Annotated in this window: 13 protein-coding genes and 1 CRISPR repeat array; of the genes, 4 read left to right on the forward strand and 9 right to left on the reverse strand. The window is 69.4% G+C overall.

Annotated elements, in window-relative coordinates; translation table 11 throughout:
• The first annotated feature begins 46 nt into the window (after positions 1–46).
• Positions 47–3,067: direct repeats of the CRISPR family, unit length 29 nt; unit sequence GGGACCACCCCCGCAGGCGCGGGGACCAC.
• A 100-nt stretch (positions 3,068–3,167) separates the two neighbouring features.
• The 9 genes from cas2e to ACWF94_RS00700 form a co-directional block, all read right to left on the reverse strand.
• Positions 3,168–3,539 carry a type I-E CRISPR-associated endoribonuclease Cas2e gene (gene cas2e, locus ACWF94_RS00660; protein WP_453483311.1) on the reverse strand — a complete coding sequence of 124 codons (372 nt, stop codon included), beginning with the start codon at positions 3,537–3,539 and terminating at the stop codon, positions 3,168–3,170.
• Positions 3,536–4,492, reverse strand: a complete 957-nt coding sequence (cas1e, locus tag ACWF94_RS00665; protein ID WP_453483313.1) for a type I-E CRISPR-associated endonuclease Cas1e — start codon at positions 4,490–4,492, stop codon at positions 3,536–3,538. Before cas1e ends, cas2e begins: the two co-directional genes overlap by 4 nt.
• Positions 4,493–4,496: 4 nt before the next feature.
• Positions 4,497–5,384 (reverse strand): type I-E CRISPR-associated protein Cas6/Cse3/CasE, encoded by an 888-nt coding sequence (locus ACWF94_RS00670; protein WP_453483314.1) that lies wholly within the window; start codon positions 5,382–5,384, stop codon positions 4,497–4,499.
• Between the two features lie 38 nt (positions 5,385–5,422).
• Positions 5,423–6,199 (reverse strand): type I-E CRISPR-associated protein Cas5/CasD, encoded by a 777-nt coding sequence (cas5e, locus tag ACWF94_RS00675; RefSeq protein WP_453483375.1) that lies wholly within the window; start codon positions 6,197–6,199, stop codon positions 5,423–5,425.
• 5 nt (positions 6,200–6,204) lie between these two features.
• Positions 6,205–7,398 (reverse strand): type I-E CRISPR-associated protein Cas7/Cse4/CasC, encoded by a 1,194-nt coding sequence (gene cas7e / locus ACWF94_RS00680; protein WP_453483315.1) that lies wholly within the window; start codon positions 7,396–7,398, stop codon positions 6,205–6,207.
• Positions 7,399–7,474: 76 nt separating this feature from the next.
• Positions 7,475–8,374: a type I-E CRISPR-associated protein Cse2/CasB gene (gene casB / locus ACWF94_RS00685; RefSeq protein ID WP_453483317.1), complete on the reverse strand. Its 900-nt coding sequence runs from the start codon at positions 8,372–8,374 to the stop codon at positions 7,475–7,477.
• Between the two features lie 92 nt (positions 8,375–8,466).
• Positions 8,467–13,221 (reverse strand): type I-E CRISPR-associated protein Cse1/CasA, encoded by a 4,755-nt coding sequence (gene casA, locus ACWF94_RS00690; protein ID WP_453483377.1) that lies wholly within the window; start codon positions 13,219–13,221, stop codon positions 8,467–8,469.
• A 152-nt stretch (positions 13,222–13,373) separates the two neighbouring features.
• Positions 13,374–13,523 (reverse strand): hypothetical protein, encoded by a 150-nt coding sequence (locus tag ACWF94_RS00695; protein ID WP_453483318.1) that lies wholly within the window; start codon positions 13,521–13,523, stop codon positions 13,374–13,376.
• A gap of 1,060 nt (positions 13,524–14,583) precedes the next feature.
• Positions 14,584–15,453 carry an LLM class flavin-dependent oxidoreductase gene (locus tag ACWF94_RS00700; protein WP_453483320.1) on the reverse strand — a complete coding sequence of 290 codons (870 nt, stop codon included), beginning with the start codon at positions 15,451–15,453 and terminating at the stop codon, positions 14,584–14,586.
• Between the two features lie 361 nt (positions 15,454–15,814).
• Between ACWF94_RS00700 and ACWF94_RS00705 the strand changes: the two genes are divergently transcribed.
• From ACWF94_RS00705 to ACWF94_RS00720, 4 genes are all read left to right on the forward strand, one after another.
• Positions 15,815–16,147, forward strand: a complete 333-nt coding sequence (locus ACWF94_RS00705; protein WP_453483322.1) for a hypothetical protein — start codon at positions 15,815–15,817, stop codon at positions 16,145–16,147.
• On the forward strand, positions 16,144–18,708 hold the full coding sequence (locus ACWF94_RS00710) for a tetratricopeptide repeat protein (protein WP_453483324.1): 2,565 nt from the start codon (positions 16,144–16,146) through the stop codon (positions 18,706–18,708). Before ACWF94_RS00705 ends, ACWF94_RS00710 begins: the two co-directional genes overlap by 4 nt.
• A 91-nt stretch (positions 18,709–18,799) precedes the next feature.
• Positions 18,800–19,684 carry an aminoglycoside phosphotransferase family protein gene (locus tag ACWF94_RS00715; protein ID WP_453483326.1) on the forward strand — a complete coding sequence of 295 codons (885 nt, stop codon included), beginning with the start codon at positions 18,800–18,802 and terminating at the stop codon, positions 19,682–19,684.
• Between the two features lie 89 nt (positions 19,685–19,773).
• A complete protein-coding gene (locus ACWF94_RS00720; protein WP_453483328.1) occupies positions 19,774–20,247 on the forward strand; it encodes an N-acetyltransferase family protein in 474 nt (157 codons plus the stop codon).
• The last annotated feature ends 6 nt before the right edge of the window (positions 20,248–20,253 follow it).

Below are 20,253 nucleotides of genomic sequence, written 5' to 3' on the forward strand. Positions count from 1 at the left end.
GGCGCGGGGACCACGAGAGCGAGGAAGTTCGTGGACGCCATGGATGGGGACCCCCCCCGCAGGCGCGGGGACCACCCGTCGTCTATCTCGCCGACGCGGAAGCCGCGGGGACCACCCCCGCAGGCGCGGGGACCACGGCACTGTCGTAAGTGCTGTGGCCCCACCCCCGGGACCACCCCCGCAGGCGCGGGGACCACCCGACCCCGACCTCACCGCCCACTCGCCCGCTGGGACCACCCCCGCAGGCGCGGGGACCACGGTCGGTGTCACTCCAGGTGCAGGCGACCACCGGGGACCACCCCCGCAGGCGCGGGGACCACCCCAGCACCCCAACGGCCCCGTCTACGAGGACGGGACCACCCCCGCAGGCGCGGGGACCACGCCATTGAACTGCTGACCGGGCAGCGGCTGCGTGGACCACCCCCGCAGGCGCGGGGACCACGGACTCAGCGGCAGGCTCGCGCGCATCCGCCAGGGACCACCCCCGCAGGCGCGGGGACCACCCGCTGTTGCCCGGAGTCAGCGCCCCGTCCTCGGGACCACCCCCGCAGGCGCGGGGACCACCGTTCGATGACGATGCCCAGCTCGGTGTTCGAGGGACCACCCCCGCAGGCGCGGGGACCACTGCAGCACCTGCCCGGACGATATCTCGGAATGGGGGACCACCCCCGCAGGCGCGGGGACCACCGCCGCCGGTCGTCCGTGCGATCCGGTCCCCCGGGACCACCCCCGCAGGCGCGGGGACCACGACAACAGCACCTGGACGGCGGTGGACGCGGCGGGACCACCCCCGCAGGCGCGGGGACCACATCCCCGAGACGTTCGCCGTCGGTCTGGTCCCGGGACCACCCCCGCAGGCGCGGGGACCACTCCCCCGTCCCGTTTTGCGCCTCGTCGAAGGAGGGACCACCCCCGCAGGCGCGGGGACCACAGCCCTTCGCCGTGGCCGGTGAGCAGCTGGCGGGGACCACCCCCGCAGGCGCGGGGACCACCTCACCAATGGGGCCAACCACTCCGCGCAGCAGGGACCACCCCCGCAGGCGCGGGGACCACATGATCCGATTGTTCGCGTCAACGATGATGCCGGGACCACCCCCGCAGGCGCGGGGACCACACTTCGTCGGGCGCGAACACGCCCATCGACCGGGGACCACCCCCGCAGGCGCGGGGACCACTTGTCGACCCGCATCGCCCAGCGGGTGCCGCAGGGACCACCCCCGCAGGCGCGGGGACCACGTGTTGGGCTGAGTCCCGGCGGCCTGGCCCCGGGGACCACCCCCGCAGGCGCGGGGACCACCCGACCAGTAATCGACGCCGTACCGAATCTCTTGGACCACCCCCGCAGGCGCGGGGACCACAGGATCAGACCGGTACCGGCCGTGCTGCCGAAGGGACCACCCCCGCAGGCGCGGGGACCACGGGAGCGCCTTCACCCGGAACCTGACCGACCGGGGACCACCCCCGCAGGCGCGGGGACCACACGTGGCCGTACGCCTTGGTGACGATGTTCCGGGGACCACCCCCGCAGGCGCGGGGACCACTGCCGGACAGCTCCAGCCGAGTCGACTGGACGGGGACCACCCCCGCAGGCGCGGGGACCACATCTTTGCCGATGAGCTGCTGTACCTCTGCAAGGGACCACCCCCGCAGGCGCGGGGACCACACCCTCAACTCCAGGTACGCGACGAAATCACCGGGACCACCCCCGCAGGCGCGGGGACCACATTGGATCGTCCGCGTTGAGGACCGCCAGCCCGGGACCACCCCCGCAGGCGCGGGGACCACCCGGGCGTGGTCACCTCCGAGCGCGGCAAGAAGGGACCACCCCCGCAGGCGCGGGGACCACAAGTACTACGGCCGGAGGCTGACGCCTCAGCAGGGACCACCCCCGCAGGCGCGGGGACCACCCCGCATCGAGTATCAGGAGGCATGACGTGCCGGGACCACCCCCGCAGGCGCGGGGACCACCGAAGGAGAGCGGCGATGGCCGATAAGGAATGGGGACCACCCCCGCAGGCGCGGGGACCACCCCACCAGAAGCGGGGCGGCATTGCGTATCGAGTGGACCACCCCCGCAGGCGCGGGGACCACAGCTAGGAACAGCTTCCAGCCTCCATCAGGCCGGGACCACCCCCGCAGGCGCGGGGACCACCACGTTGCCCTCGCCCACAGCACCGGCGCCTGGGGACCACCCCCGCAGGCGCGGGGACCACCCGGTGGAGCCGTTCGCCGGCCGCCAGAAGCGGGGACCACCCCCGCAGGCGCGGGGACCACTACTTGGTGAACTTGGGCCCCGGCTGATACCCGGGACCACCCCCGCAGGCGCGGGGACCACCTTGGTGACGATGTTCCGGTTGGACCCGGGAGGGGACCACCCCCGCAGGCGCGGGGACCACACTTCCCCTTCGACATAGCCATCGAGCTTTTCGGGACCACCCCCGCAGGCGCGGGGACCACTGGCCCATGCCATGCACCTGTCGTGGGTACGTGGGACCACCCCCGCAGGCGCGGGGACCACCGCCGCGCGGCCACCAACCCGGAGGCGCTCGCGGGACCACCCCCGCAGGCGCGGGGACCACTGGACCGTGCCGAGCCACCCATCCCGCAGCTCGGGACCACCCCCGCAGGCGCGGGGACCACGTCCAGCTCACGAGCGTGCGCTACTTGGGCCGGGGACCACCCCCGCAGGCGCGGGGACCACGGCTGTCGGCCCTCCGAGGCGAACTTGCGCAGGGGACCACCCCCGCAGGCGCGGGGACCACAGATGAGCGGGGCCGCCCGGCGACAACTTTCGGGGACCACCCCCGCAGGCGCGGGGACCACACGGCCCGTCCCGTGCTCGTCGGTCATGGCCTGGGACCACCCCCGCAGGCGCGGGGACCACGAGATCTGCCACCCGGACACCAGCGCCGGACGGGGACCACCCCCGCAGGCGCGGGGACCACGTTCGCGCGGGCCCAGGTGCGGATCGCGGCCAGGGACCACCCCCGCAGGCGCGGGGACCACTTCATGAGGACCAGGAGCTGGGTGGCGACCTGGGGACCACCCCCGCAGGCGCGGGGACCACAGGACTCAACCTGGGGCTTTGTCAGAGCGGCAGCAGGATTTTACCCACTTTGCCAAAATCCGACTTTGCTTGCATTTCCGGCAAAACTCTCCTCCAGCTTCTACCGTCCGAACTTTCGCCTCTTCGCCGCCTTGCTCCATCCCTGCCGGGGTGGTTCGCCGGATGCAGATTGAAGGTTTGCGGGACTACCGGAAGGTGGGGCAGCAGGGCGATGGAGGAGGGTGAGGCCCTCGTGATCTGTGGGATGCCAGGCGTGGTCGTGGGTGCGGAAGGCGAAGCCCTGCTCGGTGTTGGTCTTGTAGGCGAGCAGAGCACGTCCTTGACCGGAGTAGGTACGGACTTCTTCCCAGAGGATGTCGCGGATGCGGGCGGAGGGCGAGCCCAGGAACACACCTGGAGAGATCTCCAGAAGCCACCGGGTGAGAAAACCGCGCAACCCGGCCGGGCAGTTTGTGAGGATGACGACGGTCACCAGATCGGCTCGTCTCCGTAGTTGCGCCCGCTGGTGAGGAGTTGTCCGCTGTCGGTCTGGAGTCCGACATGATCGGCCTCCTCCACCCCCACTCCGGAATCCCCGGAGACCTCGTAGTGGAAAAGTCGCTTGATGTCCTCTGTGCAACGCTCAAGCAAGTTGGTGGCGTTGATGCGATCACGCAGTGCGCGGCGAGTGCGGGTGGGGACGTCGTGATCGCCTTCAGCGGCTGCATCGAAGGCGGCGGGAATGGCAATCTCCGTCTTGTAGAGGTCGGCGACGTCCAGGACGAAGGACCGCTCGTGTCCGGAGTGGACGAAACCGAGCCCTGGAGAGCAGCCGAGCGCGGCGACGACAGCATGGGCGACGCCGTACATGCACTGGGCGGCGGCGGTGATGCCTTGGTTGGGAGCATCGCCGGCGGAGAAGTTGTCGCGATGGTAGTCGCGTCTGACCCAGGGCACATCGGTACGGACGGATTCCCGCCGGTAACACTCCTTCACTCGGCGACCCTCCATACGCAATAACTCGTCGCGCGTACGGCCTGATGGATCCTCGTCCGGGAAGCGCATGCGATACATGGCACGCGCGACCTCGACTCGCGCGCGACGGTTCGCCCACGCCGTGGCCTGAGCCTCCAGCAGTCCGGACGAGCGGGTGAGAGCGCGTCCGCCGGAGTAGAAGCGCACGCCGTGTTCCCCGACCCAGATCACCGCAGCGCCGCTCTCACCCAGAAGGGATATTGCTTGATGGGTTACGCGAGTTCCGGGGCCGAGCAGCAGCGTGCTGATGGTGGCGGAGGGAATATGGGTCACGCCGTCGGCATCTGTCGCAGTGATGGCGTTGTCGTCACGGTGGACGGTGCAGCGTTCCAGGTAGAGGAAAGAGACGCGATCGCTGACACGGGTGAGTTCCCGAGGGGAGGAAAGGCTTCGCCTGCTGATGGTGCTCATGGCCTCACCTCACCGGCGCCAGGGTCATAAGACCGCAACCGTATGCCTTGGCTTTGCCAAGACCCTGCGTCAGGGTGCGTCGGAATGCTGTGAGATCGGTGATCTGGAGCCTGCCGTCGAAGGTCGCTTGGGCAAAGCGCACATCGGAGGCGGAAGATCGCAGTGGACCGGAGTGAGTGCGGCCGTCAGATGGAAACCGAGCGTTGGTGGGGGCGGGGCCGTTTTCGTCCGGTTCTTTGCCGAACCGGACAGGCGAGCGGGTGTGGACGACGACTTCGTACCCCTGCTGATCCCCTGTCTGTGGGATCCCTGCCTCCGTCCTGCGGACGCTTTGGGCTACCCGGACGGCGATCTCCCCACCCGTGTCAGCCTCGCTGCACCCTGCGGGTGTCACCGTGGACAGGGCATCGTGATCGATCCTGCTGCGGAGCACGGCGAAGCCGGCCCGCTCCTGGTGTTTGAGGAGCCAACCGATTTGGTGGCGGGGCGTCATGTGCGCGGCTCGTTTCGTGGCTGATCCGGGGGCATCCTCCTTGCGGCGGATGTAGTGCACAGGATTGGCCGTCAGCCGGAAGGCCCACTGGTCGCCTTCGCCGAGGCCGTCCAGGAACTCACCGTAGGCAAAAGTGCTCCAGCCTTCTCCACCCAGACTCGGCCAGCCTGCCTGTTCCACGAGATGGGTGAGGTCGGGACTGTGCGGGCTGGAGATCAGGAGGTCGATCCGGCCTGCCGGTGCCGGGTCGATCCGCCACAGCACACGAGGGCCGTTCCCGTCGCGAGAAGGCGGATCGGGGAATGCCGCGTTTACGGCGCCGTGCAGTCGATTCGGGGAGCTCAGCAGCCGTCGTGCGTCGCGCCGGGCAGTGTTGAAACGGAAGCGAGTCAGATACATCGGTGTTCCTAGGAGACGTCCTTGGCGGGTCGGGTGTTTCAAGCAGGACCGTCCTCACGGGGGCCGTCGCGCTCGGCGCGACCGCCATTGGTACCCGGGCCTGGCGGAGCGAGTACCGGACGCAGGTGGGAGGTCGGGTCGTGTGAAGGGGGCGCACTTACGTGGGCGGTGCGTACGCCGCGTACGGCGTACTGCCGGTGACGTGGGTCGTAGCTGACCGGTATGTCGCGCGAGGAGAAGTCCGGGGTCTCACCGACAGCGCAGTCGAGCAGCAGGTCCAGTTGCTCGGTGCTCGGTGTTCGTCCGGTGGCGACCGCCGTCCGCTTGAGCTGCCGCACGTACCACTGTGACGCCTGCCATGGAACATTGCGCAGGGCTGCTTCCAACGGTTGATCGGAGAGGGAGTCGGCGAACAGCAGTGGCAGGGATGGTGGGCAGGAACGCCGCCCGAGGTACGGGAGGAAGTGTGGTGCGTCCACGGCGTCGTGCAGGCGGCAGATCAACTCCTGCTCTCCTTCCACGGCCACGAGGAAGACAGCGTCGGCGAGGTAGTACCGATAGGACAGCGGCATGACCCGACCTGTGTCCGCGTTCTCGGCCTTGTGGAAGTCGACCAGGCGCGAGCCTGGCTGGTCGATCCGGACTCCGAAGCGCAACGCGGCAAGGTCGGAGATGTCTGCGCTTCGGGAGCGCCCCTCGGCTGCGGCAAGAAGTCCCAGGACACCGCTTTTCGTGGGGGCGTTCTCCGTGGTGCGCTGTACGAAGCGTGAGGACGAACCCCATGCTTGTAGCGGTCCGGCGAGACGCAGCAGCATCGTCGTCACGTTCGGGACTCCAGTCGCTCGGCGACCGTGCCTCCGACCTGATCAAGGAGTGAGGTTAGGGTGACTCCGGTGCCCAGGGCTGCCAGGTCCTCCGTTTCCTCACCGACCCGGAACACCCAGGTCTGGTCGGCGTCGAGTCCGTACTGCTTCTGCAGGTCCGGCACATAGGCGGCGAGTCGACGGCAGCTCTCCCGGAGAAAGCCGCCCAGTGCCGACTTCGGCACCGGCTCCTCGAAGGCGCCTACGAAGCTCAACGGCCGACGATTCCGGATGGTGACGAGGACGGCAGAGGGCAGAGTGTGATTGCCGAAGGAATTGATCTTCCCTGTCGGCATGGAGGTGATGAACGCTTCCAGGAAGGCGGATACGGCCTTGGCTGTGGGCATGCCGGACGGCTCGTCCTCCCTCAGACCGACGCCGAGATTCCGATGCAGTTCGTCGACGTCGACTGCGGCGTACCGGTACAGGGTTGAAGAGTTGAAGTCGACCGTGCCGATCATTCCGGCTCCGGTTTCGGAATCCTGATTGAGGTCGTCGACGGCGGTGTAGTAGTCCGACTCGATGTCCGAGCGGTGCACGCTCAGCGCGTGGGCGACCTGGCTTGCCGCGTCCACGTTGAGGTCGGCGGAGTCGGCGACCATCCTGCCGAACAGCGCGATGTCGATCGAGTGGCGGGTGTTGACTGCACTCCGAGCCTCGGCCTTCAGCTCTTTGCCTTTGAGTGACTTCTTGAGCGTTTCGACATCCCCGCCTCCGCTCGATTTCACCGCCAGCTCGGCAAGCGCGTCCAGCTGCCGCCCGCTGAGAAACATCAGATACTTTGCTTCAGCGATCGCAGTACCGTCGTCATCGTTCTTCGACTTCCGCTTCGGCACTTCCAGTTTGGAGTCGGTGACGGTGTTCAGCATTTCCTCGGCCAGCTTGACCGCGGTGTCGGCGAGCGATGGATCGAGGTTGGTGATGCGCCCAGCAAGCGCCTCCGCCACTTTCTTGGTTCGTACGCCGAGTTCCTCCGGCGGAAGCAGCTCCTGGAACCGCTCGCGAGTGGCGCGCTTCCACGCCTGACTGGACACCCGAGCCCGGCGCACCCCTCCGTAGAAGGCGGATTTCGGCGTGCCGGTGTCATCGCGGTTCAGGTTGCTCGGTGGCACGCTCTGCAGAATATGGATATCGAGGATCGTGCGGGTCACGGGAGTTCCGTTCTCTTGTCTGCCGCTGGTGGGATGAGGGGAGGCCATCGAACGGCCCCTGCGGTGCGGGACCGTGTCAGTCGCCGCCGTCGATGTTCTCAAGGTCCATGTCGTCGGACGAGGGGAGAGGGCCGGTGGTCGGGTCTACCTCGTTGCGGCCCTGCCCCGGGCTCCGGGGCCGGTATCGGCGGTGGAAATCGCGTCCCCAGGCCCGCCTCACATCGTCCCGGAAGTTCTCGTCCTGCCACCAGAGGAGTTGGTGAGCGAGGTGCGCGTAGTCCAGCGGAATTCGCGCGGTACGGAGCAGCAGGACCAATTCGCGCAGCCTGGTACCCAGCACTTCGACGTCCGATGCGCTGCCGACCCGTACGAAGCGTTTCCGTACGGACTCCTTGACTTCGTTGACCGGTTCGGGCGTCGCTGCACCGCCGCGCAAATCCGCAGTGTCGCTGTCCGTTGCTCCGCCGCCTTCGGCGAGATGCCCGTCGTGTCTCCCTGTGCCGCCATGAGCGAGCCGTCGCACTGCTCGGCCGAGGGTCCATCCGGGAACATGCATGGAGGTATCCCGTAGTGACTGCTGGTGGAGCGCCCACAGCGTCACGGCGAGATGCACGGCGGTGTCCTCGCGGTGCTCCAGCTCCTCCCGGCGTACATAGGCAGTGGAGGTCAGGTACGCGGGCGCGGTGTTGCCGGCACCGCGAGACTCCTGTTCTGCTGCCCGTCGCTCGTCCCGCAGGTCGGCCAGTGTCTCCAAGTGCACCAGACCCCAGGTGGCGGGGGAGACATGTGCGTCCCGTCCCGCTTCACGGCGCAGACGGGCCACGTTGGCCACCGCCCAGGGGGAGTCGTACTGGTAGCCGGACTGGAGCTGGCCCACGACGCGGGACACGGTCATCTGGGGCAGCGAGGGCAACTGGGCCGCTCGCGGTGGTCCGCCGGGGTTGGCGTCAGCAGACGCTCGAGTCTGGGGTGCCATGGCGTGTTCTCCTGATGACTGGTAGAGCAGGGAGGGTGGCCGAAAATCACCTGGAGGGATCCCTCGGACAGGGGCCGGCCCGGAATTGCCGTTCAAGAGCGTGGGTTCGTGGAGTGTTGGGGCTGTGGTCCGGTCCGTGCTTGCCCCAAGGCTTTTTCCAGCTGTGTGAGGAACCACAGTTCCGCTCTGCCCGCGTCCATGAGGATCTTGGATCCCCCGGGAACATCGATGAACCTGCCTTCGAAGGCAGCCGGTCCGGCAGAACGGATCTCCTGCCGAGCCAGTCGCAGCATGTGTCGGCGCACAATCTCGCGCCAATGCTGTTTTGCCGCCAGCAGGTCCGGCTGACGGGCAAGCTCGCGGAGCCAGAGACGATACGGCCCATCGAGAGCCGCGTATCCGAGGTCACGGGCCGTCGCGGCGGCCGTGTCCGGATCCACGCCTCCTGCGGCGCGGACGAGGTTGGCGGAGAGTCTGCCAAGTCCCCTGTTCACCGCGTCCTCGGCGTCGTGCACCGCATCGATCGCAGCGGCCCCGTAGACCGCGTTGACGCCATGCATCGTCACCACGGGCAGGAGAACGGCATCGTCGACGATCTCGTCGATCACCGACTGCTGGGTTCCGTAGGCCACTCCGACCGTGCGCAGTCGTACCAGCATCCCCGGGTCGACTTCACTCTCGGTGATCACCTCCGTGAACCACCGGGCGATACGGGAACGGATTCTGGCGGGGGGATCCCCTGTGCGGCCTCCGGAGTCGGCCGAGTTTCCGCGGGCGGGGAGCAGGGATTCAAGGCCCCGCCACGCGGCCCGGCGCGGGTCGTGGCGGGCTGGGGCGTAGACGAGGGGGCGCCGTTGCTTCTTCTCCTGTACAGGACTGCGACGCCAGGCGGTCATCGGTTCCAACAACCAGGGGGACTGCTGAACAGGCGGGTCACCGTAGCCCAGGACGACGCCTGTCACCGAGTCGCCGTCCGGTACCAGACGTACCCGCCGCGACTGCCAGGTGTAGAGGTCACGCAGCCCCAGCGGCTCGGGGCCGCCTTCTGTCCCACTGCGAGCGCCGGCTCCGTAGGGCATCTCCCGACGCCAGACCGGTTTGTCCTCCTCGATGCGCTGGCCGAAGTCACCGTCGCGGTAGGCACTCTCAAAGGCGATGAGGTTGAGCAGCAGGGAATCCCGCAGGGTGTCACCCTCTGCGAAGACACCTCCCAGATGCCCAAGCGAACCGACGCCGAGAGGGTAGACCTTGCCTGCCCTGGCTCGTTCGGTGTCTCCTTGCATCGCGGATTTGATACCCGAGGTATCGAAGGCGTGTGCGTGCACCAGCCATCGGGCGGCCTCCGCGAAGGAGAGACGTTCCACCCCGGGCCGTCTCATGGAGAACAGCGCCGAACCGGTCGGCACGTCGGCGACGATTCGGCTCAGCGGCGCAATGTCGTCCTTCCCTGTGCGGAGGTCGGGCACCTGGAAGAACGGCCTCTTGGCATCGAAGAGTTCGAAGCGGTCCGCATGTTCATCCAGGTACTCCAGGACGGCCGAGAAAGGCTCAGGCCCGCCCTCCCACAGCTCCTCCCAGGACTCGATGTCCGCCGGACCCTGCAGCGCGTCGTACAGAACGGCCAGCATCAGCCTCAACAGCGCCATTTCCTGCGTGGGAACGTCCCCGACGATGCTCCGGAATTCGGCGGGCCGTGCGAAGACCTCCCGCAGGGAGATCTCCTCCACCACGCCGTCCTCAATCCTCTGCACGGGTAGCCATGGCTCCCGTACGAGGTTGAACACGGCAGGCCCGCTGTGCTCGGAGCCGTGCCCATCGGGGGCAGCGGCGGGCGGCGACGAAGTCAACGGGCCCCTCGCATGGGCCGATTCAGGGGTAACACCATCAACAGTCCTCCAGTCCGCGAGCGGACTCCGGGCATCCGCCGCATCCGCGGCTTCCTGGTGGGACGCGCCACCATCGGCCGTGGACACAACGGGGTCCGCGATCCGCAGCCCCTCAGTGGGGCAATAGCTCAACTCGTAGCCTGACAGACGGGTCTGACAACGCTCGTCCAGGACGAGCAGCAACTCCCCAGCCAGCCAAGGGCATTCCTTCACCTGCCACGCCGGGACCAGGAACTTCTCCAGCTCCCGGATGGTCCGATCAATCAGCCAGGGCTTGCTGAAGCGTCCCGGCAGGGTGAGCGCGCTAGCGGCCACCGCCTCCGCAGCGCGTCGGCCCGGCGGGAAGTCCGTGGACAGATCCAGACCCCCTCTTCCACCAGGTGCCCCCTTGTCCAGCCAGGGCACAGTGCGCAACCTTCCGTCCGCCGCCCGCTGTACGACCAGGACCTCAAGGGTCTCCTCGCTGTCGCGCACTTGCGCTCTGCCGGCCATGCTGTCGTCCGCGTCCCCTGCGTGTGCCTCCAGCCATCCGTACAGGGGGCGTCCCGGCTGACGCACCGGGCCCAACAGAAAGGCATCCGCCCGGCCCCGCTTTGCCGCAAGCAGGGACTCGTGCCGCTCACGTGCCTCAGAGATCACCTCGCCCCACTCCTCCGGACCGATGGGTTCTTCGCCGTAGGCGTGCTGGACCAGCGGGCTGATGTCGTTCGGCAGGCGCAGGGGCAAACCGTCAAGATGGGGTTCAAGAGCGGCGAGCGCCCGCAGCAGCGTCCAGTCGCCCGGGTACACCGCTAGTGATCCAGCGACGGGGGAGGGCGGCGTGGTGGTCCAGTCGACTCCGGTGATCAGACACCGGGGCGTAGCGAGACGGGCGGGACGCTGTGAAGGGTGTCTGTGCAGGCGGCCAGTACGCTGGAGCACGAGGTCGACCGGGGCCAGATCGGTGACCAGCAGGTCGAAGCTCACGTCAAGTGAAGCCTCTACCACCTGGCTCGCTACAACGACATGTCGCTCCGGGCGCTCACCACCGTGCCCGAACCGCCGCAGCAGCTCCGCGTCATTGGCGGACCGGTCGGCAGCCAGAAACCGCGAGTGCACGACGGTTACGTTCGCCGTTCCGAATCGCTCTCGGAGCACTTCTGCGGCCTCCAACACGCGTCCCACCGTGTTGCGTACCACCAGCGCGCAACCGCCGTCGGAAAGGTCTGCTTCCAAGCGATCGGCAAGAATGTCCAAGTCATCGTCCAGCCGCTCGACCACGACTTCGGTACCGCGGTCGGACGCTGCGGGCGGGCGCGCGATCATCGGGGCACGGCCTGGTGACACCGCTGTCATCAGCGGATACGCATCGGAGGCTATCTCGACGCCCGCGGCACCTTCCGGTCCCGCGTATGCGGCAGCCAGTTCCTGCCTCCGGCCGGCCGGGAGTGTGGCCGACAGCAGTACGACCGGAACACGGTACGCGGCGAGCCACTCCAAGGTCCGGTCCAGATAGCGGTTCATGTACGCGTCGTACGCGTGCACCTCGTCGATCACGACGACCTTGCCCGCGACCGCGAGATGCCGCAGTGCCAGATGCCGACTCTTCAGCGCCGCAAAGAGTACTTGGTCCACTGTCCCGACGGCGAAGGATGCCAGCAACTGCTTCTTGCGCCCGCGAAGCCACTGATGTGCGTGAAGCCCCGAAGGGCGCCACCTGGCCTCGGGGCCCGCCGCCCGCGGTGCGGCAGCCATGCCCTCGTCCCCGTCCGGGTCGATCGCCGATACGGCGCGGCTGCCGGAACGCAGTAGACCTGCCCACGCCTCTTGAAGCGCCGCCTTCGCATGCGCCAGCACCACCGACCAAGAGCGCGCCCCGTCCTTCGGCAGCGCATCGAGCCAGGCCAGCAGCCGCTTGAACATTGCGTCTCCGGTCGCCCTGGTGGGTAGCGCCAGGAGCAGCCCACCGGCCCCGGACCGCGCCGCGAGGACTTCTGCCGCAGCGAGCGCGGCCTCGGTCTTCCCCTCTCCCATGGGTGCCTCGATGATCAGCACCCCCCCCGGGTTCATCTCCAAGGCCAGTTGGACGGCTTCTTTCTGGACCGAACGGGGATCGGCGCCCTTGAGGTGCGGAAAGCGAGCAGCGAACAGTTGCTGGGGCGACACCGTCGGTACCTTCGGGCGCCAGGGTTCGGGGAGGTCCAGTCCCTCCCAAGCCGCTCGCAGCCTTCGGGCTTCTCCCTCCGGGCCCACGGGATGCCAGGACTCAGGCGCGTAGGGAAACAATTCCGGCGCGCTCGCGATCCAGTCCGCGAGAATCACGACCGCGGTCAGCAGAACTTGGACCGTTTGCGGTAGACGGACCTCACGCCACGACGGCAGGAGTGCGGCCACATCGGTCAGTTCAGCGCACCAGTCCAGCAACTCGAATTGTGCCTGACGCCATATCGTCTCGCTTGTTCCGGTGTGCCGCATGAGATGGGGGCGCAGCCGGAGATCGTGAATCTGCTCGCTTCCCGGAGGCACCCCATGATGCCCGCCCGCGACGATCGCGAACTGCCCCGCCAAACGAGGCCCCAGCCCGAAGCGTTCCTTCAGCCACTCCTGCAGAATCAGCTGACCCGCCAAGCCATGCGGGGCCAGCCTTCGATCCTGCCCGTACCCCTTGGCGGTGAGCATTTCCAGACCGCAGTCCCGCATCCGGCCTGCCAATTGCTCCACTTGGCAGGCGAAAGCGGGCGTTATTTTCCCGATGTCATGGGTAGCCGCAAGGAAAGTCACCAAAAGGGCTGCATCTTTTTGCCCACCGGGGAGGGCCTCTGCTATCTGGGACTTGACGCTCTCCGGCAGCCACTCGGCCCAGAGCTTCCCGGCTACTTTCCCGCTGTCCGCCATATGTCGCCAGAGAGGCATCCAGCCGTCACTCTTCCGGTCGTGCTTGGCCCACGCGGAGCGGGCGGCCGCCGAAAGCGCTCCTGAGATCGGCCGGGGAGGAGGTGTTTCATCGGATGCAGAGGGGTGAGGGAACACTCCGGGAGCCCTTCATGTCGCTGGTGTGGCGCAGCGCGGATCCGGGTTCGGTGCAACAGACGGATCCGGGGGCGGGGGCCCGTGGACGAGCCCCCGCCGACGAGTCAGCGCCGGTGCCAGAGGGACAGCGCGGTGCCGACGGACACCAGTACTGCCCACATCCACGGCCGCTGGGGAGAAGCCATGATCATCGCGATGATGAGTGGCCAGATGAGCGGGTCCGGAGGCTGGGCAGGCTGGGCCAGAGGGTGCATGGGTAGAATTTCTCCCGTCCTTGAGTTTGAAGCGCTCTTGGACGGGAGGCCGCACACCTAAGGCGTCGCTGCGAACGGTGCGTTGGGTACTTGTGCGGCCTCCCGCTTTGGATGGCCGGGGGCACAGAGCCCGCGTGGGCAGAGACTAGGGCAGCGAGCCCGTCCTGTCACAGCGGAGCCTGAGCTTCCGTCTTTTGTGGCCATGAGCGAGGACATCGCGAAGTAAAGGCTCTCGGTTCATCTCGGTGACGCCCAAGACGAACTGCCCTTGGTGCTGCTGTGATCTTCTCGAGCACGAGCCGCTTGGAGCCCCGCATGCGTGGGGAGCAGATGTGCGGCACATCCCGCAGTCAAGGCTCTCGGGGACCACCCCCGCATGTGCGGGGACCACCCATTGCAGGGAGCCCTTGCGGGGCTCGGCCTTGGGGCCACCCCCACATGCGCGGGACCCCTCGCCTGCCGAGAGGGTGGGAGAGGCGAGGATCCTCGCACCCCACGTGTGAGCGCACCCTAGCCGATGGCGATGTGGCAGTGCGCTCCGAACCGGAGCCCCTCTCTTCGTACGTTCTGCTGGGGCCACCTCACCCTGATGCGTGAGCGGTGCGTGAGCGGACGGGATGGCACCAGTGCGGACCCGCCGTCATGGCGGTCGACGCTGCAAGCGCCTGACCAGCGTAAACGGGATCCCGTGGCACCGCTCAGCACCACCCGTCATGATCTTGCAGGCCCTTGTAATGCGTAGGTCGTCGGTTCGAATCCGACAGGGGGCTCCACTGAAGCCCAGCTCAGACGACGTCTCAGCTGGGCTTTTTCGTTCAGCGGATACGGCGGCGACGCGGAGCACGTGCCGAGCGGCGGTCGCCGGTCTCAGCCCTGGTCTCAGTCCTGGTCCCCGTTGTGGGTTCGGGACCGGGCATGGGGTTGCGGGCAGGCCCCGGTGTCTTCAACAGATCTTCAACAGCCCGGGGAGTGGACCGGTGGGTCCTATCGAGGTGGCCGGGCAGGAACGCCGGCCGGGCGGCCCGGCGCGGTGCGGCCCCGGGCGGGGGTGGTGGGGAGATCAGCCGGGCGTGCCCCGGTGGCGGGTGACTTCCTCGCGGACGGCGGGGACGACCTCGGCCGCCCAGCGCTGGTGCTGGTGCGGGTCGTCGGACTCGGCGCCGAAGACGAAGGTGTCCATGCCGTGGTCCACGACCAGGGCGGTGATCTGCTCGACCCACATCCGGGGCGGGCCGACCAGATAGCCGCCGGTCCGCCCGTCGGTGATGGCGCCGAAGACGTTGTAGAGACGGCGGATGTCGCGTGGGTCGCGCCCGGCCGCGGTGGCGCCGTCGTCGATGTGCCGCTGCATGTCCGGCAGTTTCGGCGGCGGCACATAGCTGACCGAGGGGCACCAGCCGTCCGCCTTCCGGCCCAGCACGTTCAGCAGCCGTGGCCCCATCACGCCCAGCCAGATGCCCATCGGGTGGACGGGCCGGGGGCCGGGATGCGCGCCGGCGAGCCGGTAGTGCTCCCCTTCGTACCGCACCGCGCGCTGATCCGACCACATGAGCCGGATGACGTCGATGGCCTCGTCCAGCGCGCCCGCGGCCTGCCCCGGTGTCCGCGACGGCCCGCCCATGGCGGCCATCGCCTCCCAGAACGCCCCCGCGCCGAGCGCCAGCTCGAAGCGCCCGCCCGAGAGGATGTCGAGACTGGCGGCACTCTTGGCCATGACCGCCGGGGGCCGCAGGGGAAGGTTGGCCACGTCCGGGAACACCCTCACCCGCTCGGTCCGCGCCAGCACCACGGCCATCAGGGCCCAGGTGTCCACGAATCGGCTCTGGTACGGATGGTCCTGGATACCCACCAGGTCAAGGCCCTCCCGGTCGGCGAGCTGGGCGAGGGCGAGCACCTGTTCGGTCCGGGTGGCATCGGGTGTGGGAAACATTCCGAATTCCACTGGACGTCCGTAGTCCGGCATGTTCCACAACGTAACCCCGGCCCCCGCGTCCCGCACCCCTGAGCGGGCCGCATGCCGTCGGCGCGCGGCATCGACCACCCGTGGCCCCGCTCCCGGGACCCGTCACCCGCGCCCTCGCGACCATCGGTGATGCACCGGTCCCGCGGCCCGGCCACCTCCGTGGGGTCCGGTCGGTGGTTCGGTCGGTGGTCCGGCTGGTGGTTCGGTCGGCGGCCCGTGGGGGTCCGGTGCGGGCAACCGGCCGGTTCGGTATCGGATTTCGGCTTCCGTGGGGTTTGTCGCTGGTGGACGATAGCGACGGTGCTGGTTCTCGGGCGGGAGGTTTCAGGTGACGCAATCGGTTCGGTGGTTGCTGGTGATCGTCGGGGCGCTGACGGTTTTCGGGTTGTGTGTGGTGCTGGGGGAACTGGTGCTGCCGTGGGACCGGCCGGAGCGGATCGCGACCGGGGCGGGGGCCGGGGCGGTGATCGCGGGACTGCTGGGTGCCTGGGCCGCTACGTCGTTCGCGCGGGCCGAGCCGCCGGAGCCGGCCCCGGAGCCGGCCGCGGGACAGGGCGGAACGGCGGGGCAGGGGGTGACGGCGTCGGGGGAACGGTCGGTCGCTACCGGCGACAACTCCGGGGTGATCATCACGGGTGACGGGGGCACGGTCCAGCGATGAGCGTGCCGGAGGACCGGGCCGCGGTCGGGGAGCGGTCGGCCGCGGTGCGCGACAACTCCGGGGTGCTGGCCACCGGAGACGGTGTCCGGGTCAGCCAGCGGGTCCTCGTACTGCCCGAGGACACGCTGCGGCCGGCGCTGTCGGAGGCCGAGGTGGCAGGTCTGCACAATCTGCCCGGCCTGGACAGTGCGGTGTTCCTGGGGCGGGACGAGGCGCTGGAGTCGCTGGCGGGGCTGCCGTCGGCCGGGGCGGGTGTGGTGGCGCAGACCGTGTCCGGTATGGGCGGGGTCGGGAAGACGACGCTGGTGCTGCACCACGCCAGGCGGTGGCTCGCCGACGGGCGGGGCCCGGTGTGGTGGATCACCGCCGAGTCGCCCGGGGAACTCGTCAGCGGACTGGCCGCGCTGGCGGCGGCGGTGCACCCCGTACACGCCTCCCTGCCGCTGGACGAGGCGGCCGACTGGGCGGTGACCTGGCTCCAGGGCCGCTCCGGCTGGCTGCTGGTGCTGGACAATGTGGAGGACCCCGCGCAGGTACGCCCGTATCTGGGACGCCTGTCCTCAGGGCAGGTACTGCTCACCACCCGCCGCGATCTGACCGGGCAGGGCTTCGGCAGCGTCCTCGCCCTGGACACCCTCCACCCGCCCGCGGCGCTGGCCGTCCTGCGGGGCCTCACCGCGGGTCAGACGGACACGGACTCGGACACGGACTCGGACACGGACTCCGGGGCGCTCGCCGAACTCGCGGACGAACTCGGCTGTCTCCCCCTGGCTCTGCACCAGGCCGGTGCCTATATGGCCAGGACCAGAATCGGACCCGGGGCGTATCTCGCCCGGCTCCGGCGCGACCCCGCCGCCGTACTGGCCGAAGCCGCCCCCGGCGATACCCACCAGCGCACCATCGCCCGCCTCTGGTCCCTCACCCTGACCACGCTCCAGGACACCGATCCCCAAGCCGTACGGCTGCTCCGCGTCCTCGCCCACCTCGCTCCCACGCCCCTGCCGCGTCCGGTCCTGGACACCGCCCTGCCCGACCGGGACCACGTCGACAGGGCCCTGGGGCTGCTCGCCGCGTACAACATGATCACGCTCACGGAATCCAGCGTCACCGTCCACCGCCTGGTTCAGTCCGTGCTCCGTACCACTACCCCACCGGCCCCCCTGGTCCCGCCAGACCCACCCACGCCCTCCGCACCCTCCGCGCCCCCCGCGCCACCCGCGAAGAAGCACCGGTGGCTGCCGCGCATCCGCCGGGACCGGACACCCGCCGCCCCCGACCCGGAAGCCGCCTCCGACCCGGAAGCCACCCCCCACCCCGAAGCCGCGTCCGACTCCGAAGCCGTTCCCCACCCCGCGCGGGTCGCTGTCGCCGCGCTCTGGCGGATCACCGAGGAGTACGTGCCGAGCGAGGTCGAGAGCTGGCCCGCCTGGCAACAACTGCTGCCCCACGTCCAGGCCGTGACCGAGCACACCGACGGCATTCCCCAGCCCGAACGCGTCGCCCCCATGCTCACCGACGCGGCCAACTACCTCTTGGCTCGGGGACAACCGGACTCCGCCCTGCCGTTGGCCGAGCGTGCGCTGGCCGTGACCGAGGCCGAGCTCGGTCCCGATCATCCGACCACCGCTGTCCGGCTGAACAACCTCGCCGGCACGCTCAAGGACCTGGGCCGGCTCACGGAGGCGCTGCCGTTGGCCGAGCGGGCGCTGGCCGTGACCGAGGCCGCGCTCGGCCCTGGCCATCCCACCACCGCCATCCGGCTGAACAACCTCGCCGACACACTCGATGCGCTGGGCCGTCATGCCGAGGCGCTGCCCCTGGCCGAGCGTGCGCTGGCCGTCACGGAGACGGCGTTCGGTCCCGATCATCCGATCACCGCCATCCGGCTGAACAACCTGGCCAGGATCCTGGGCGCGCTGGGGCGGCGCGCGGAGGCGCTGCCGCTGGCCGAGCGTGCGCTGGCCGTCACCGAGGCCGAGCTGGGCCCCGACCATCCCACCACCGCGATTCGCCTGGGCACCATCGCGCACATCCTCAGACGCCTGGACCGTTATACGGAGGCGCTGCCGTTGGCCGAGCGTGCGCTGGCCGTGACCGAGGCCGCCTTCGGCCCGGACCATCCGACCACCGCGATCTTCCTGAACAACCTGGGCAGTACCCTGGGCGCGCTGGGCCGGCATACCGACGCCCTGCCCATGAGGCAGCGTGCGCTCGCCGTGACCGAGGCCGCGCTCGGCCCTGGCCATCCCACCACCGCGATACGGCTGAACAACCTCGCGTACACGCTCACCCGCCTGGGCCGCCACGCGGAGGCGCTGCCGCTGGACGAGCGGGCCCTGGCCGTCGCCGAAGCCGCCTTCGGCCCCGGCCACCCCGAGACCGCCGTACGCCGGGACACCCTCGCCGGCACGCTCAGCCGCCTCGGACGTCATACGGACGCCCTGCCCCTGACCGAGCGGGCCCTGGCCGACGCGGAGGCCGCCCTCGGTCCCGACCACCCCCACACCGCGAGCATCCGGCGATCACTCGACCGCATACGAGGACGGCTGCCGGACGGCTGACGGACGGCTGAGCCATAAACGGGCGGCCGATGGGCGGCTGAGCCAAAAAAGGGGAGGAACGGGCGGGGGATGCCGTCGTACGATCGCGACCATGATCGAGGTGCCCGAGGCTCTGGTGGCCAGTCAGCACAAACACGGTGGGGAGTCGGGCCGCGCGTTCATCGCCGTACTGCCCGAGCGGGCGGCGGAGTTCCTCCGGCGCTGGGAACTGCGGCAGACCGGTGACCCCATGCACGGCTGGAGCGCGCTCGTGCTGCCCGTCGAGCGCCCGGACGGTACGCCGGCGGCGCTCAAGCTCCAGGCCCTGGACGAGGAGAGCGCGGGGGAGCCCACGGCGCTGCGGGTCTGGGACGGGGACGGTTCCGTACGGCTGCTGGAACACGACCCGGAGACCGCGACGATGCTGCTGGAGCGGCTGGACTTCCGGCGTCACCTGACCGCGGTGGAGGACTCGCGGGACGCCGTACGGATTCTCGCGGACCTGCTGGCCCGGCTGACGTCCGTCCCCGCGCCGGAGGGGATGCGCCGGCTCGGCGACATCGCGGCCGCCATGCTCGACGAGGCGCCCGGCGCGGTGAAGTCCCTCGCCGACCCGGACGAGCGGCGGGTGCTGCTGGACTGCGCGGCAGCCGTACGGGAAGTGATCGGCGAGCCCGGGGACCGGCTGCTGCACTGGGATCTGCACTACGACAACGTCCTCGCCGCCGGGCGCGAACCCTGGCTGGCCATCGACCCCAAGCCGCTCGCCGGGGACCCGGGGTTCGATCTGCTGCCCGCCCTCGACAACCGCTTCGAGCCGACCGAGACCCTGTGGCGGTTCGATCTGCTGACGGAGCGGCTGGGGCTCGACCGGGAGCGGGCGCGGGCGTGGACGCTCGCCCGCGTACTCCAGAACAGTCTGTGGGACATCGAGGACGGCGAGAAGGAGCTGCAGGCGATGCAGATGTTCATCGCGCGGGCGCTGCTCGCGCGCTGAGCCGGGGGCGTACGGCGCGCGCCGAGCCCCGGTGTCCACAATCCGGGCGCGGCTGGCGTGGCCCGGGGACCGGCGGCCACGCTGACCTCATGATTCGTAGCGCTGTCGCCGCCGATGTCCCCGAGATCCACCGTATGGTCCGCGAACTCGCCGAGTACGAGAAGGCACTCGACGAGGTCCGCACGACCGAGGAACAACTGCGTGAGGCACTGTTCGGCGAGCGGCCCGCCGCGTTCGCGCACATCGCGGAGACGGACGACGGCGAGCCGGTCGGCTTCGCCCTGTGGTTCCTCAACTTCTCGACCTGGCGCGGGGTGCACGGGATCTATCTGGAGGATCTGTACGTACGTCCCGACCGGCGCGGCGGCGGCCACGGCAAGGCCCTGCTGACGGAGCTGGCACGGATCTGCGTGGAACGCGGTTACGAGCGCCTTGAGTGGTCGGTGCTGAACTGGAACGCCCCGTCGATCAGCTTCTACGAATCCCTTGGCGCGAAGCCGCAGGACGAGTGGACGGTGTACCGGCTGACCGACGAGGCGCTGGGGCGGCTGGGGAAGCGGTGACCGGGC

The sequence above is a fragment of the Streptomyces sp. NPDC055078 genome, from assembly GCF_053607985.1.